The 16568-nt window shown below is 37.6% G+C and carries 17 protein-coding genes; 6 read left to right on the plus strand and 11 right to left on the minus strand.

The genetic code is table 11. The features are described 5' to 3' along the window. Positions 1-65 precede the first annotated feature (65 nt). The 7 genes from MCBB_RS05585 to mtrA form a co-directional block, all read right to left on the minus strand. Entirely contained in the window at positions 66-752 is a 687-nt protein-coding gene (locus MCBB_RS05585; protein ID WP_071906828.1) for a DUF169 domain-containing protein, read from the minus strand. A gap of 70 nt (positions 753-822) precedes the next feature. Continuing rightward, complete coding sequence (locus MCBB_RS05590; protein ID WP_071906829.1) at positions 823-1467, minus strand: TetR/AcrR family transcriptional regulator; 645 nt, start codon at positions 1465-1467, stop codon at positions 823-825. 404 nt (positions 1468-1871) lie between these two features. Continuing rightward, positions 1872-3176 carry a hydroxylamine reductase gene (gene hcp / locus MCBB_RS05595; RefSeq protein ID WP_071906830.1) on the minus strand — a complete coding sequence of 435 codons (1305 nt, stop codon included), beginning with the start codon at positions 3174-3176 and terminating at the stop codon, positions 1872-1874. Between the two features lie 16 nt (positions 3177-3192). Continuing rightward, entirely contained in the window at positions 3193-3351 is a 159-nt protein-coding gene (gene rd, locus MCBB_RS05600; protein WP_071906831.1) for a rubredoxin, read from the minus strand. A 264-nt stretch (positions 3352-3615) separates the two neighbouring features. Continuing rightward, the gene (locus tag MCBB_RS05605; RefSeq protein ID WP_231916422.1) at positions 3616-3810 is read right to left on the minus strand and encodes a hypothetical protein; all 195 of its coding nucleotides are present in this window, start codon (positions 3808-3810) and stop codon (positions 3616-3618) included. A gap of 22 nt (positions 3811-3832) precedes the next feature. After that, positions 3833-4171 carry a cupin domain-containing protein gene (locus MCBB_RS05610; RefSeq protein WP_071906833.1) on the minus strand — a complete coding sequence of 113 codons (339 nt, stop codon included), beginning with the start codon at positions 4169-4171 and terminating at the stop codon, positions 3833-3835. Between the two features lie 309 nt (positions 4172-4480). Then, entirely contained in the window at positions 4481-5023 is a 543-nt protein-coding gene (gene mtrA, locus MCBB_RS05615; RefSeq protein ID WP_084789846.1) for a tetrahydromethanopterin S-methyltransferase subunit A, read from the minus strand. A gap of 417 nt (positions 5024-5440) precedes the next feature. On the opposite strand from mtrA, the gene MCBB_RS05620 reads away from it, so the two are divergent. Continuing rightward, positions 5441-6115 (plus strand): TetR/AcrR family transcriptional regulator, encoded by a 675-nt coding sequence (locus MCBB_RS05620; protein ID WP_071906834.1) that lies wholly within the window; start codon positions 5441-5443, stop codon positions 6113-6115. Between the two features lie 138 nt (positions 6116-6253). Here the strand turns inward: MCBB_RS05620 and MCBB_RS05625 are convergent, their stop codons facing one another. Beyond that, complete coding sequence (locus MCBB_RS05625; protein ID WP_071906835.1) at positions 6254-6973, minus strand: 4Fe-4S binding protein; 720 nt, start codon at positions 6971-6973, stop codon at positions 6254-6256. Between the two features lie 220 nt (positions 6974-7193). Between MCBB_RS05625 and MCBB_RS05630 the strand changes: the two genes are divergently transcribed. Continuing rightward, positions 7194-7943, plus strand: a complete 750-nt coding sequence (locus tag MCBB_RS05630) for a TrmB family transcriptional regulator (protein WP_071906836.1) — start codon at positions 7194-7196, stop codon at positions 7941-7943. A gap of 544 nt (positions 7944-8487) precedes the next feature. Here MCBB_RS05630 and MCBB_RS05635 read toward each other — a convergent pair. Further along, a complete protein-coding gene (locus tag MCBB_RS05635; protein ID WP_071906837.1) occupies positions 8488-9000 on the minus strand; it encodes a GNAT family N-acetyltransferase in 513 nt (170 codons plus the stop codon). Positions 9001-9515: 515 nt separating this feature from the next. Between MCBB_RS05635 and MCBB_RS05640 the strand changes: the two genes are divergently transcribed. Further along, the gene (locus MCBB_RS05640; protein ID WP_071906838.1) at positions 9516-11228 is read left to right on the plus strand and encodes a DUF11 domain-containing protein; all 1713 of its coding nucleotides are present in this window, start codon (positions 9516-9518) and stop codon (positions 11226-11228) included. A gap of 603 nt (positions 11229-11831) precedes the next feature. Beyond that, the gene (locus MCBB_RS05645) at positions 11832-12326 is read left to right on the plus strand and encodes a DUF308 domain-containing protein (protein ID WP_071906839.1); all 495 of its coding nucleotides are present in this window, start codon (positions 11832-11834) and stop codon (positions 12324-12326) included. A 130-nt stretch (positions 12327-12456) separates the two neighbouring features. Here MCBB_RS05645 and MCBB_RS05650 read toward each other — a convergent pair whose 3' ends face one another. Beyond that, a complete protein-coding gene (locus tag MCBB_RS05650) occupies positions 12457-13155 on the minus strand; it encodes a hypothetical protein (protein WP_071906840.1) in 699 nt (232 codons plus the stop codon). A gap of 199 nt (positions 13156-13354) precedes the next feature. Between MCBB_RS05650 and mtaA the strand changes: the two genes are divergently transcribed. Further along, on the plus strand, positions 13355-14416 hold the full coding sequence (gene mtaA / locus MCBB_RS05655) for a methylcobamide:CoM methyltransferase MtaA (protein WP_071906841.1): 1062 nt from the start codon (positions 13355-13357) through the stop codon (positions 14414-14416). Positions 14417-14452: 36 nt separating this feature from the next. On the opposite strand, the gene MCBB_RS05660 is transcribed toward mtaA, so the two are convergent. Then, complete coding sequence (locus tag MCBB_RS05660) at positions 14453-15007, minus strand: hypothetical protein (RefSeq protein ID WP_084789852.1); 555 nt, start codon at positions 15005-15007, stop codon at positions 14453-14455. Positions 15008-15170: 163 nt separating this feature from the next. On the opposite strand from MCBB_RS05660, the gene mtaB reads away from it, so the two are divergent. After that, positions 15171-16556, plus strand: a complete 1386-nt coding sequence (gene mtaB / locus MCBB_RS05665; protein ID WP_071906843.1) for a methanol--corrinoid protein co-methyltransferase MtaB — start codon at positions 15171-15173, stop codon at positions 16554-16556. Positions 16557-16568 lie beyond the last annotated feature (12 nt).

Here is a 16568-nt window from a genome sequence, read left to right on the forward strand (position 1 = left end):
ATGAGGGGTTTAAACGCTTTTTTAATCACATGACCTCAAAAAAAGAGGTTGAAGGTTTTGAAAAATTATTCTTCCTTAAAGAACATTTTAGTTCGCATCTCCCTCAAATTAGAAATTATACGGGGCAAATCATTTGCAGGAATACTTACCATAATCTCTTCTGGACTGATATCCATACTCTGCCTTGATGCCACATCCCCAAATCCATAAGTGACTTTTCCAGTCATATAGGGAGTTGCAGCCATTGAACTGCATACAGGAACTGCATCAGCGCCCAGCCCATGTTTTCCTGAATCATATGCATTTGCATGAAGTATTTCCATTCCCTGTTGGGCATTACAGAGTATGAATATCACATCTGGTTCAAATTCTGCCTTTTTTAAAGGAGAGAAAAGGATTGCATTGAAAATTCCAGGGTTTATGTAGGTTTCATTTTGCCTTGAACGCTGCACTGCAGGAATGTTTTTGTATAAACCCTTTGGAACCATGAAAGCACCGCTTTGTACATTTGCAGGGAATTCCCTCATATCCTTAAGTCCAGAATACCTTGCACCACCCATACATTCCTCCTCTTCCAGAGTTGCATAGAAACTTTCACCATGCATGGCCTTTACAAGCTTATTACAGAATCTTGATTTTCCTTCTTCCTTTTCAACGTTTTTTGGCTCTTTCACAGACCATTTTATTGCTACTGGTTCATTTTCCAATTTTAGAAGATCATTTAATTTCTGTCCTAACCCATCACTATCCATGTTAACACCTCTTTACCCGAAAATCCAATTTATTCAATCCTTTAATTACACAAATATGCCTGTGATATCCCTATTTCCTTAACATATGGAGGAAAAAATCTCCTACATCCTTGCCAAATTTCTGTTCATCAATTCCCCGGCTTTCCAGTAGCTCTTTAGCCCAGTCCCCCATGTTCACCTTACCATTGTATATCACTGATAGGAGGATGGCTGCTTCTGTAGGATCCACATCTGACCGGATTTCACCCTCATCTCTACCTTTTTCTATGGAATCTATTCCTATGAACATTATTTCTTTGAATAACTCCCTTACTTCCTGGAACTCTCCACTGCTCGTCATTTTATCCATATCAAATTGTTTTTTTATGGATGTGGGTGAGTAGAGCAGCCTGAAATAATCTGGATATTCATTAGAAAATCTCCTATTTGCATTTCCATACAATATTAACTTTTCTAGACCAGTATTTCCTTTTTTAACCTCTTTTTTAACCATTTCAGCCCAAATTCGAGTACCACGTAAGACCACGGCGAAGTACAATGATTCTTTATTTTTAAAATAAAGGTAAAGTGTACTTTTGCCAAGACCAACCTCCTCTGCTATTTCATTCATTGAAACTTCATCAAAGTCTTTAGCTGCGAATAATTTCCTAGCAGCATCGATGATATCATTTTGACGCTGTTCTCTTTCTCTTTCCTTCCATTTTGCAAGTGACATACGATTTCACCTATATCGATAATGACTGAAGATCATGTTCCTGACTTTTAATCTTAACTATGACCCTATAGTCAGTTATATAACTCATGGTCATTACCATTGTATAAAGATTGTGGTTAAGATAAAATATTTTCAAGCCTCCAACTCGATTTTGTTACGTTGCAGCTGTGGTTACTACCGTAGTTGAGGGAATAATAGGATTAAAAATATGTGTTTAAAAAAGTCGTTACGTCAATTTTAATTCAAAGATTTAGAAGATGTAAAAGTTTAGAAGAACTTAAAAAAAGGAAGATTAACCTTAATTTACTCTTACATAAAAATGTAAGGGTAATTAACGTGTCAAAGCGTAATTACCCTATGTTTTGTATATAATTCCATTTCCATTGGGCATAACACATGATGTATTAACCCAACATTTTTTTGATGTCTTCTTCTGGGTTTCCTATTGGTGTGAGGTTGTAGTTTTCAACGAGTACGTTGAGTATGTCTTCGTTAACCCACCCTGGTATTATTGGTCCGATGTACATGTCCTTGATGCCCAGGTAGAGGAGGCTCCAGAGTATGGCTGCTGCCTTCTGCTCCATCCAGCTCAGAACGAATGTCAGGGGCAGATCATTTATTTCCATGCCGAAGAGGTCGGATAATGCTGCAACGATCTCGATACCGACACCAGCATCGTTACACTGACCCAGATCGATCAAACGAGGCACACCCTCAATATCACCAAGATCCATATCGTTGAACCTGTACTTTCCACAGGCCAGGGTGAGTACAACAGTGTCTTGAGGCAGTTTTTCAACGAATTCTGTGTAGTACTTAGCTTGAGGCTTAGGAGAGTCACATCCCCCCACAACGAAGAAGTGTCTGATCTTACCAGCCTCAACAAGCTCCTTGATCTTACCAGCCAGCGATAGAACAGTGGACAATCCGAAACCTGTTGTTAGAACAGTATCCCTAGGTTCATCCTCAAGTTCAGGTAAAGATTTTGCCTTCTCAATCACCGGTGTGAAGTCATAGTCCTCGATGTGCTGAACACCAGGCAATTGAGCAACACCAGAGGTGAAAATCCTGTCCTTGTAATCATCCAAAGGTAAAAGAACACAGTTAGATGTTCCAAGTATTGCAGCGGAGTATTTACTGAAGGTTTTTTTCTGGTCGAACCAGGGCCCTCCGATCTGACCCACCAAGTGTTCATACTTATGTAAACCCGGGTACCCATGGGCTGGGAGAAGCTCAGAATGGGTGTAAACATTCACACCAGTACCCTCAGTCTGCTTAAGAAGCTCAGCCAGAGCCTTCATACTGTGTCCAGTTGCTATGATCCCTGGTCCCTTAACAGAGCCAACCTTAACCTCAGTAGGTACCGGTTCGCCGTAGGTTTCTATATGTGCCTTCTTCAGAAGATTCATGGTTTTTATGTTCATCGCACCTGCTTCAAGCGCCAGATTAACAAACTCCGCAGCATCGAAGTTCACGTTGGTGAGTGTTGAGTAGAACCCCCTCTCAAGAAACGCATCAACCTCAGGATCTGTGTATCCCAGTTCCCTAGCATGGTACAAATAGGCAGAAATACCCTTGATTGCAAAAAGTAGATTATCCTGAAGCCTTGCAACCGTAGGCTCCTTACCACAAACACCCCTAACAGTACAACCAGTCTCCCCAGCAGTTTGAGAACACTGATAACAGAACATGTCCAATTTTTCAACCATTCCTACAACCTCCTTATTAAACTTCTTCAAATTGGTCTTTTCCAACCCCACAGATAGGACAGAGCCATTCATCTGGCAGATCCTCAAAGGATGTCCCGGGTTCAATACCACCAACAGGATCGCCTTCTTCAGGGTCGTAAATATAATCACAAACCAAACAAACATATCTCTTCATGTTTTACCTCCTTCAATCCATATTCCCAACAAAATCTTTTTTTTAAATCTTTTTTAAAAAATTTAAGGGCATTAATATGGTTAAATAAAAAAAATTTGTGATTCTTTCCTTCTTTAAATTAAGTTTTTTTGAGTTTTTTTCAGATTTAAAATATTAGAAATCTATAACACATTTGTAGATAAAAATATGTCATATGAAACATATACATTTTACCCAAGCCCTTGTATAAAAACCATTTACAGACTAATTTTTTGGTAGTATGCTTCAATGACCTTTTCTTTCACATTTGAAGCAGTATTCTGTGTTTCTATTGGTTTTAAATACTTTCCCACAGCTTTTGCATGTTACTTGTTTCAGTGCGGATTCTTTATCTACTATATCCAGTGAACAGGAACATTTCCAGCCCATTTTACCTTTCAATTCCTGTTCAAATGCTTTATCTTCAGGGGTTTCTTTCATCAAGTAAACCTCCATCTTTTTTTTATATGACCCTTGTAGATTTTTGGGGTCTTGGAACCTTCACTATCAATATTCGAAGGTCTGCGTCCCCTTCGTTGTACCATGTATGGGGTATCTTAGCAGGACTGTCAATGAGAGAATCTTTTTTGACTGTTTCCTTTTCATCTCCAATTTCAACTACACCCTCACCCTCAAGAACATAGAAGAACACATCTACAGGAGTTACATGCTTTTTTAGAGATTCACCTGGCTTTATGGTCATGTGCACTGCCACTGCATTTTCTGTATCGTACAGTTTACGTGCATCCACTCCATGTGGATTTGGAGAGGATTCAACATGTGATACTTCAACTACTTTCATCTTTCATCACCTACAATTTTATTAATCAATCCATGCTAACAAACATGAATATATTTTATTTTTTTCTGTTAATAGGGTTCCTATTGTTAAAAAAAGCCCTTGAGGACGTGGTTACCTGCATTGGGCTTTCTTCTAAATATCCATGCTTGATATCCATTCGATGTTCACAATATTTAAAGGTTTTTTCACTAAAATTGTATAAAATAAAAAAACAGAGGGGATCTCTTATTTTCTAAAAAAAGTCAGTCACAGTGAGTTAATTAATAATGGGACTTACTGACTATAAAAATTTAAAAAAAATAAATATTTTTAGGCATTTTCCGTTGCTAGGTTTGGATCTTTCTGTTTTGGTATTGGGATGATATCTGTTTCTTCCTCGTATGCTCCTACATCATTGATTATACACTCCTTAATTTTGGAATGAATGGTTTCATAGTCTTCTACGTCCACTAGGTCTATTAGTTGAACCTGTTTTCTGAACCTTTCAATGGCCTCTTCAGTGAGGTTATCAAGGTAGGGTATTGCACCAATGGAACCCACTATTCTCTTCTTTTCATCAAAACCATTTTCATATAGGGATTTTATGGTCTGTCCTGTGATGTGTCCCTGGACCTCTGCACCGCAAACTACCAGAAATCTTATGTTAGGATTGGAAATAACATTAGAAACGACTTTTTCAATACCCAGGTTTTCAGTGTGTAGAGAACCAGTTATGCCGGCTCCAGCTTCAATGAGACTATCTCCCATATGAGATCCAAGGGTGATTACTGCTACTGGGCTTTCTTTATCTCCTACAACGTAATCCCCGACTATTTTTGGCCATCCTTCAGCAGCTGCTTTTTTATCTACCATTTTTTTCATCTCCATTTCTTAACCTATAGTTAATTTTTTAACTATGAGTTAAAATTTAACTTGTAGTTAAAACTATATAAATTTTTTAACTATGAGTTAAAATTTAACTTGTAGTTAAAACTATATAAATTTTTTCATAGGATTAAAAAATCAGAGGAATGATACAAATTTAAAAATTATAAAATAAAAATTCAGTTAAATTCAACGTTTTTACGTTTTTTTTATAGCTTATCAATCTTTAATACTTTAAAATCTATATGCAGCAACTAGAATTAGTACTGGGAAAGCATTTGATAGGTTATTTGAACCCTGCTTAAATTCTTAAGACAGAACCTTTATTATATTCCTAAACTAATTTTAAGTAGTTAAAATAAAGAGAAATGTGGATTACAGATAAAAATTATCATAGGGAATCGTATGGCTACTTCCAGAAAACAGAGAGAGAGGGAACAGAGGCGTAATGAAATCATAAATGCTGCAGAAAAGTTTTTCTTTGCAAGAGGTTATGATAACGTTACAATGGATGAAATAGCAGATGAAGCAGAGGTTAACAAAGGGTTACTCTACTATTATTTCAAGAATAAAGAGGCACTATTCTTTGCTGTTGATCTTCGCGGAGTTCAGATATTACATGGGATGTATGTAAAATGTTCCAATCTTGATGTGGATGGTTACACTAAAATAAAATCCATGATTCAAAGTCTTTTTGAATTTGCCAAGGATTATCCGGATTACTTCCGTATTTACCGTTATGCAGGTACTGAAAGGTTCCAGATGAGTGATAACGAAGATGCAAAAGAGATTTTAGATATGACAACTGGAATATGGAGACTCATGGTTGAAGCCATACTTCAGGGCATGAAAGATGGAACCATCAGAAAAGACGTGGACCCTGTAGAGATGTCCATTTACCTCAACGTTATGACCATGAGCGCCTTAAATATTGACATAGTTTATAAAGTCATACTGGAAGGTAGGGGCATACATCAAGATAAATTCTGGAATGACTTGCAACGTTTTTTAGATCCTGCAATCACGCACTGTTCTGATATGAAATGTGCAGAAGACAGCTGCAGTCCTAAAAAATGTTAAAGAGGGTATTCTCCAATATCGCCAAAAACTCTCATCAAACATAAAAACTCAACTCCAAAGATACCTAACTATTTTTTTAAGCTTTTAATCCAAGTTTATATCTCGTTCAAATGCACCCAGTTCCTAGAATTTCCTAATTCAATCCTTAATATTGAAGGAATAGTTAATAACGTTTTTAGGACAATTTTTTATGCATTCACCACATAGTATACAATTTAAATCATCCATTGTGTCATTTTTAACCATATAATTCACGTCCAATCCCATAGGACATGATTTATTACATAATTCACAATTTGAGCAGTTGTGATTTGTTTCTAAAAGCAGAGATGGTATCTTAATTTTTCTACCTAATTCAGTCCCTATTGTTAGGAAAACTCCTTGTGGACAGATATATTTACAGAATGCTCTGCTTCCAAAGATTATGGATAAAATACCTGTTGTTAGGATGAATAAGGGTATTAAAATAACTAATTTAGGATTGCCATTAGGGGCAAGTAAATCAAATCCTTTCAAGCCTCCAATCTTTAAAATCGAATATGAAACTATTATTATGAATAGCACGGCAAAGGGATATCTTATTTTATTTGCCCTTTGAGATCTGGGCTTTTTATTTGTATATCCACCTAAAATTTCTTGTAATGCTCCATAGGGACATGTGTAACCACATGATACTGATCTGCCCATGAATAATGATAGAATTAACCATACTGCAAAAACAAGAAAACTCAATGTAATTATTCCACTTTTTACTCCTTCCACCATTAGAAAGGGTGAATACAGAGCAGCCAACAAGGGCAGAAGTAACATCAGTGATATTAAAATATACGTTCTTGTCCGAATTTTACCATTTTTCATTTATATCACCTCTAATTTTTTCATAGCGTTCGCTAGACTAATTTCAAATGAATTAAACTTCAAATAATTGTATTACGTAGATTTAATTGGTTTACGTGTTTTTGTTAAGATTCATATCCGCAATATTTAAATGTTTTTTAACTAAAATAGTATAAAATGAAAAAATAGGGAGGGATTTTTTATTCCAATAAAACCAGGCACTGTAAATGCACTTAAAACAATGGGACTTACGGATTATGAATCTAAAGCGTACTTATCATTGGCTTCCTTTATTTCAGCCACAGCTTTGGAAGTCAGTGAGACTTCAGGGGTGCCCCTATCGAAGGTGTATGAGGTTCTCAGAAGCCTTGCAAAAAAGGGATTCATTGAAATACAAAGGGGTAAGCCTTTAAAATATGCGATAGTACCACCGCAAGATGTTTTTGGAAAATCAAGGGCAAGAATTAAAGAGGAACTTGAAGAAGCTGAATCAGAAATTAAAACCATTTATGACAACCAGATACCAAAATCACCACCACATATATGGCTGATTTATGGTACAGATAAAATTATAACCAAAGAACTGGAAATAATCGGCTGTGCTAAGGATACACTGCACATTGCAACGGGATTCATGTTTCATGATGAAGTTGAAAACCTGACGGAACACCTCAGTAAAGCCTTAAAAAAAGGCGTTCAAACCAGAATAATCACAGCACCCTGCTGTATCACAGATGGAGAAGAAGTGGAAATATCTGAAAATCTTAAAAAATTGGATTGTGAGGTTAAAACCTTTCAGATCCCCTTCATAAAAGTCATAATAAGGGATAAAAAGGAGATGATGTTGATCTTCTGCAGATTTAAGGACGGAATCTTAATATCACAAACTGCAATAGGAGTATGGAATCAATACACAGAATTTGTAGAGAACATAGCCGATCTATACAATCTGGTATGGACTATGAACCTACCAACTAAACTTCAATTATAGTACTATGATTGGAATCTTTGTATTTCTTATTTAGCGTGGATAGAAAACCTATATACATTAATTAAGGTATTAAAGAAGCATTAAAAAAATAGGAGTCAGAAAAAGGGAATTAATCTTCGATGGAGGATGTTGTGACGATTATGTTCTGACCGTCCCCTGTGATCTTCTGTGGCTCTCCAGTGTTTGAATTTTTTAAGAAAAAAGTTTAGCTGGAAGTTCTTTAACTTCTTTTTTTCCTTCTTGATGGAGTTGAATTAGGCTGCCCAGGTTTCACTTCATACCCTCTGAATTTATAATAGAAGAGTGTAACCTGGAGGGGATCCTGATTATCTCTCTGAATCTGTCTGGACACATCATTAAGCATCAGAATTAAGTGGTACCACCTCATCTCTGAGGTAGCTTTGGGCATCAAACGCCAGTGGATCTTCTCATTAGTCACAGGTTGACTATGTTAAATAAGTTCTAGGGCATAGTGGAAGTGGGTGTGAGAAGTAATCTGTAATTAATCAATAAAAAAAGGTTAAATCATAATCTACTACTTCATTTATTCCTCTGAAGGTATTTTAGGGCCTGTTAAATTCAATTGATAAAAAGCAAGGTCCGGCCATTTACCAAATTTAAAGCCTGCCTTTGTTACTGTACCTGAATGCTTGAATCCTATTCTCTCATGCATTTTTATACTACTTTCATTTGATGCATCAATTCCAGCAACAATTGTTGCATATTCTCGCTCATTGGCAATTTTTATTATATTTTCCATTAGTTTTGTTGCAATCCCCTGATTTCTATAATCCTTATGAACATATACAGAATGCTCTACTGTATATTTATATGCTGGCGATTCTCTAAAAGGGCCAAATGTAGCAAATCCAACAACTCTATTATTTTCTTCAAATACTAACACTGGATATCCATCTTGCTTCTTTTTTTCATACCATTGTTTTCTCTCCTCAAGAGTCTGAATCTTATACTTATAAACCGCTGTTGTGTTCAATATAGCATCATTATAAATTTTTAAAATACCTTTTAAATCTTTTTCATCTGCTTCTCTTATCATTTTTTTACTCTTTTATAATAAAATTTATTTTCCTATATTCTAGTATCCTTTTCATACAAACCCTAAAATTGACTTTATAATCAGCGGTTATAAATAAAGTTATAGTTAGGCTCGTTGGGTTAAATTCTATTTGGCCTGAAGAAAAGTTAGGGAGTTTTTTTTTATTTGCGTTTTTTTGTGAATAGCCATGTTTTGTTAGGTTGAACAGTTTGGATGTTTATTAAATATTTTGGTATCATTTATCAATTTAGAGGGCAGTATATCATTATCGTTTTTATATTCCAGTTAATATATTGTGGAACTGTTTAAATTTTTTGAGTATTATCTCTTAAGGGGTTGATTTTTTTTGTAAATTGTTTTTATTCCCTTTTATTATCCGTATTTTGAGGATTAAATCAGAAGTTTTATTATTGTGAATGTATTACTTAAATTTGGATACGAAATTAGGATAATATCATATCCGGAACTAGCATGAAGGAGGTGAAAAACTGAAAAAACAAACAACAACTACTAAAATGTTGGTTTTAATGGTTTTTATTGGCCTTTGTGTTGTTTTAACAGCCTCAAGTGTTAGTGCAACTTCAACTGTTTATGTTAATGCAACAGGTGGAAACGATGCCAACACTGGAACAATTGACAGCCCTTACCAGACACTATACCAAGGAATAAATAATGTGGATGAAAACGGAACAGTAACAATCGCAGACGGAACTTACACTGGAACAGGAAATACAAACATCACAATCAACAAAAACGTAAACATCACAGGGCAAAGCCAGAACGGGACCATAATCAATGGAACAGATATTAACTGGATATTCATTATCACGTCTGGTGTGAATGTCACCATCCGGAATCTGACATTTACCAACGGAATCGCATTTAATGGTGGTGCTATCTTAAACCATGGGATATTATCCATTTCTGACTGCACATTCACCGAGAACACTGCAACTAATTGGGGTGGTGCTATATTCGGCGAATCGTTTAATACAATGTCTTTGACAGACTGTACATTCAATAAAAACACTGCATTACACGGTGGTGGTGCTATTGCATATCTAAGTATCTGCAATGTAACTAACTGTACATTCATGTATAACTCTGTAAAGGGTGATGACTCCTGGTGCGGTGGTGCTATCGGTGCATATGCCGGTAGTAATTCTACTGTTACTGGGTGTACCTTTGTTGGAAACTCTGTAGATCCAATTTCTAGTAGTTTTGGTGGTGGTGCCATCTACGTTTATGATGCCACTTTAAAAGCTAATTTTAACAGGTTCTACAATAATTCCGGCAGATTAGGTGATGCTTTTGCATTTAATACGGATTCGAACGTTTTAATAAACGCAGAGAATAACTGGTGGGGTTCTAATGTTGATCCAACAACTGTTCGCAACCTCATATATGGTCCTGTGGATGCTAACCCTTGGGTTATTTTAACTGTAAATGCAACCCCCAGCATCATCAACAACGGTGCAACATCAGCCATTACCGCTGATTTTAACCATATCAATGGTGGTGGTGATCTAGTTGGAGGACACATACCTGATGGAACGCCTGTAACCTACAGTAGTACCCTGGGAAATTGCAATCCTGTAACCGCTACAACTGTTAATGGTATTGCCACAACCCTATTCACTCCAAACCACATAGGAATTGGTAATCTAAATGCAACTAGCGATAATCAAACAGTTATAAAAGAGTTAACAGTGAATCCAGCATCATACCTGTACCTGAACGTTACAAGTTCAAAGATTAACCCAACTGTTGGTGAAACATTCATTTTAACCTACAAACTCAGTAACAGTGGACCGGACAATGCAACTAATGTTACAATGTCTTTCCAGATACCAGCTGGTCTGGAATTTGTAAATGCAACTGTTGATAACGGAACAGTTACCTACAACTCCACAACCCGAACAATAACCTGGACCTTATTTAATGTAGAAGTAGGAGATCCCTACCTGTACCTCACAGTCAAAGCATTAGGAAGTGGAAGCTACTCTATTACTCCAACGATAACTTCAGAGACATTCAATGGGAATACAGATCCATTAATGCCTTTCAGTATTAGTGTACAAGCACAGAACAACTCTAATAGTAACACAGTGAACGCTGCATCAACAACAAAAACCATACCAATGCAAACCACGGGTATGCCAATAGCAGGACTCGTACTGGCTATTCTCGCTGTACTTGGAGGAACATTAGTACCAAGGAAAAAATAACCCATTTAAACCTTTTTATTCTTTTTTAAGGAAATATAATTAAATTGTGTAGAAATGATAAAGCTAATTTTGAATCTATTTAAATGTGATTATCACTTCATAATTAAATAAAAATAACCAACAGGTGCACGTGACAGGCCCGGAATACGCTCATTATGAACTATTTTGACTTAAAATTGAAGAGAAAATACTCCTCTTAACTATAATTTCAACCTAAGACGGACATGGGTAGTTCAGTGCTCATTTGCAGCCAATAATGATAAAATATAAATGTTTTGAGCAACATTTTTTAAAATGGAGGCTGTGCAGCCACCCTGAGTTTTCTGATGTATTGACCCCAAATCCATACACAGGCTGCACACCCCTTCACCCCCCATATTTTTCCATTGACAATATTGTTTTCAGTGAACAATTTCAAGTGTAAAACATGGCTACTTCATCTTAATACTTTATCAGATATTGATAATGCAAGCTTCATTCTCCCATTAATTTTCAAATCACGCCTTAATTATTAAGAACATTTAATAAATTATTTATATGATAATTAATCATAATAAGTACTATTGTTGGGCCTGTTTGAACTTTAAACAGGGGGTAGATTGAATGGCAGAAGGAAAGAATGTTTTGTTAGGAATTTTTGCAATAATTCTTGGTTTGCTGGTAATGGCATTTCCACTCATCAGTGTTTTTACGGCCAGCGTTCTTGCAGGTTTTACCATAATGATCTTAGGTATATGGTTATTTGTCCAGAGCTTTGAAACCTGGGGAACCAGCAAAGCCATGAGTATCGCTGCACTGATACTCGGTATCCTTGCAGTAGTCGTTGGAATAGGTCTCTTTGGAAAGATAGTTGCATTCAGCATATTTGTAAGTCTTTGGATCTACATAGGCGGACTGTTCCTCATAATAACAGGCATAATGTCCCTATTCGCAGATGGAACCACAGCATCCAAGGGTGCGGGTGGACTGGGAATAGTTCTAGGTATTCTGTACATGATCCTTGGTATGTATGCATGGAATCCATACTACCTTGCACTGCTCATTGGATTATGGTTAGTCATTGCAGGTATAATGGAATTCTTCAAACCATCTGAGTGAATTAAAAAAACAGGCCCCTTCTCTTTTTTTAAGAACCCCTCTCAATATCTTAAAAATAAGAATCAAAAGATAATTACCCATTTTTCAACTGAATACATTTAAAATAAATAAAATTCTAATTTTTTAACATTCATATATCCACAGACCAATCCATGCAAATCTCATGTTTCTTAAACTGACCATTCAGGTATCCATAAATGTCAAGAAGCCTTGCCTTGGTGTAGAGGACATCTGTTTCTTTTCCTGTTAAAAAATCAAGTGTATGTACATCATATGAATTAAAAATGGCCTTATTTTCCTCGTAAAACTCTCGAAGTTTTATAAGGGATCTGTGGTTAACCTTCTTCATCTTCATACTGTTTTTGAAGTACTGGTCAAAAACTGGGATGTTCCCAAAAACTCCTAACATTATCCGTGTTACAATGGCTTCAGATACCATAACATCCTCACTAAAAGAAGCAATTATACGATTTCTACATTCCATGAGGAGTTCTACATTTTCAGGCGTGTATGAATCAAGGTCAATCTCCCAGAGCACTGGATCCATCTGTGAAATGGTTGAAACCACTCCTTGAAAGTTCCGGATACTTCTCTCAATGAGTGAGGATGATCTTCCCATCAAACCAGAACTTGCAAGGTAAAATCCGATCTGCAGACAGCTCATCTGAATGTTTTCATCAGTTGCAAGTTTTTCAATCCTGTTTTCATTGTAAAATGAATAGAAATAGTTGTAACAGTAATCAAATGATGAATAACGTCCATCTGCTCTTTTCATAGGTTGTTCTTCCCTTCCCGTTATGTACTCATTGATGCATCCTTCAAGATCCATGAACTTAATTTGAGGGTTTTTAGTATAAATGTGTTTAAAAAAAACTTTAAATCAATGTAAGGTGAGAAAATAATAGGATCTGGTATAAATTTTAGTAAAATCTAGTACATTAAATTATAATCAGTATTTTCATAATAATTCAGAAAAATTTAAACAATTTGAAAAGTTATAGTATATCTAGTTAAATGTGGTGAACCCTATGGATCTAAAAAACAATCTTTTAAAAACCCTTTCAGGAGAAGAATCTGATGTAGTTCCAGTTATCAGCGTTACACAGGTGGGTGTGGTTGAAGCCATGGAAAAGACTGGTGCCTTCTGGCCTGAAGCACATCAAGATGCAGATAAAATGGCAGCCCTTGGAAGCTCCCTTTACGAACTTGCAGGACTGGAATGTGCAAGAATACCCTTCTGTTTAACAGTTGAAGCAGAAGCACTTGGCTGCCAGGTGGACCTGGGAACAAATGAAAGAACACCACAGATATCAAGAACACCCTTCACATCAGCCAGTGATATAAATGTACCATCTGATTTTGTGGAAAAGGGACGTATCCCAGTTGTTCTGGAAGCTGTGAAAAAGTTGAAGGACAAATATGGAGATACACTACCCATAATTGTGGGTATAACCGGACCATTCACCCTCGCAGGGCATCTTCTGGGTGTGGAGAACCTTGTCAGGTACATGAAAATCAAACCCAACGAAATCGAAGATGCAGTTGAAAACACCCTGGATGCATGCATGGACTACGTTGAGGCACTCATGGATGTTGAACCTGATGTTATCTGTGTTGCAGAGCCAACAGCTGCTCCAGAGCTCATCGATCCCCTGCAGTTCAAGAGTATGGTGAAGCCATCACTTGAAGACCTCTCAAACTTCATAAAAACAAGCAAGGTCCTGCACATCTGCGGATCCACACAGCCAATAATCAGTGACATGGCAAGCATAGGGTACGATGGAATCAGTGTGGAGGAGAAGGTTGACATTAAGATGGCAAAGGAAGAACTTGGAAAGGGTGGAAGGGTAATAAGAACTGGGGGGAGAACCATGAGCATGGGTGGGGGAAGCACCTCAAAGATCATTGGAAACATCTCAACGACCCAGACCCTCTTCAGAAGCACACCAGAGGAAGTTAAAGCTGAGGTTAAAAGGGCACTTGAGGATGGGGTGGATGTACTGGCTCCGAGCTGTGGTTTAGCTCCACTGTCTCCAATCGAGAATATTAAGGCCATGGTTGAGGCAAGGAATGAATACTTCGGTATCTAAAGGCTCATAACCCTTAATACTTGATAATTTCTTTTTTTAGCCAACTGAAAATCCCACGATTATGGTTGCAATTTTAGGATCATCAGGATGTCCATACTCCTTCTTAAGGTAAGAATCACCATTGGTTGAGGGACTGGAAGATACAACATCAGTTATACCATCAACTCCATCCAGCTCTGGAAATGGCACTGGAGGTATAAGGAAGAACTGTTTCTGGGGTTTCGGTCTTAAAACTTTCCTTTCTGGCTTGAAGATGACAAAATCAGGGCTTATGAATATTGCATCATCTCGATCCTCAAATTTAAGTTTATCCTCCATTGTAAGAACCTCTTGACCCAGTACTTCACCACCATCTGTTACAAGGAGAACTGTTGGCACTGGAGGTAGTCTAAAGTGGGAATTTTTGAAAAAAACAATAGAAAAATCCCTTTTCAGGCATTCTTCGAGGCCTTCATTAGTAACAGGTATTATATCTCCCTTTCTCTCTGACTCAAGTTTTAACAAAGCTTTTTTATTTGTATCTGAAAGTTTCTGAACATCCAGAACACCCTCCAATTTCCCTACAATTTGTAAAGCTCTTTCAACCAACATTTTTCTCATATCTCCAGATGGAACTTTCATAATGATTAATATAAGTAAATTTAACGTATAAACCCATTTCCGAAAAACTTAAGGCCTTTATTAGGACATAAGTTATCTGACATTATTTTTGTATGAAAAACTTTCTGGTATAAAAAAACTGGTGGTGACTCGTTTGAAAAGGTTTACTAGGATGGCTTACAGAAAACCTGAAGAAATGCTTTTTGGTAATGCGAAATTTCCAGTGAGTCAACGTTGGAACATCCAATTCGGTGCAGGATACGTTGTCCCCGAAGTAAAAGTGGCACCTGTAGAAGGTTCTGAAGAGTCAAAGGAAAAAATGGTTTCAGAATGCAGAAACATAGCCCAAAGTGCATGTGAAAGAGCTGTAGCAATAGGATTACCTGCTTTCATGTTAGAACAGGAGCATATTTTCCAACAGACAAACAACCCTGACTGGACTGCAGAGTGCACAGCAATCCAGGCAGAGACCCTCGAGAAGTACCATGATGAGTACGATATCAGGGTGGCACTCATGGCAACCCCTGCAGATATAAGGATCGAGGAGAAGAGCCCAGGACTGAGGGGATCAGACTACGACAACAGAATTGAAGAATCAGTAGAGGCCAGTGCTGCAAACGGAGCATCCTGTGTTGCAATAGAAACCATAGGGGGAAAATCTGTATCGGACTATGGAATAGCAAGGGGAGACCCAAAGGCCATACTCTTTGGTATAGGTGTTCTTGGAAGCATGGACATGGAGTACATGTGGAACAGAATAGTTGCCATATGTAAGAAGTACGACTGCAGACCTGCAGGGGACACTGACTGTTCCCAGGCAAATACAGCCATGTTCCTCGGAGGAGGACTACTTGATAAGGACTGTTCACACACACTCGCAGCACTTGCAAGGGCAATGGGTGCAGCAAGAAGCCTTGTAGCAGTGGAATGCGGTGCAATAGGACCACTCAAGGACTGTGGATACGAAAATCCAATAGTCAAATCCATAAGTGGAGTTCCAATAGCAACAGAGGGTAAGAATGCTGTTTGTGCCCACTCCGACCTCATGGGTAACCTGGTTGCTGCAGTTACAGATGTCTGGAGTAACGAATCAGTTTATCACAGGCAGGAGATGGGAGGTACAACGCCTGAGGTGTGGCTGCAGGCAACAGGATACGAAGCAGCACTCATGAACACGGCACTTCAAACAGGACAGGGTGAAGTTTTAAGGGACCTTTACACACTCACAGATAAATACAGAGACCCCCAGGCACTTATACTTGCCTACGACAATGCCTACAGGATAGGAGAGGCCATAGTGAGCTACGGTAACGATCCATATCTCAGGGCAAGGGCCGCAGCCCTTGAAGCAGGGGCAATAATAAACGAAGCAGTGGATGCCAAGAAGATGTACCTCACCAGATTCGAAAGGGATTCACTTGACAGTGCCCTTAAAATCCTTGAAGCACTGCCAACAGAGGTTGAACAGTTCACTGATGATTGTATAAGAAGGTACTCAAGGAAGGTATCTGAATTCGACCCAAAAAGTTACGAACTATAGGAGGGTGTGTTT

This window comes from Methanobacterium congolense, assembly GCF_900095295.1.
Classification (GTDB): Archaea; Methanobacteriota; Methanobacteria; order Methanobacteriales; family Methanobacteriaceae; genus Methanobacterium_C; species Methanobacterium_C congolense.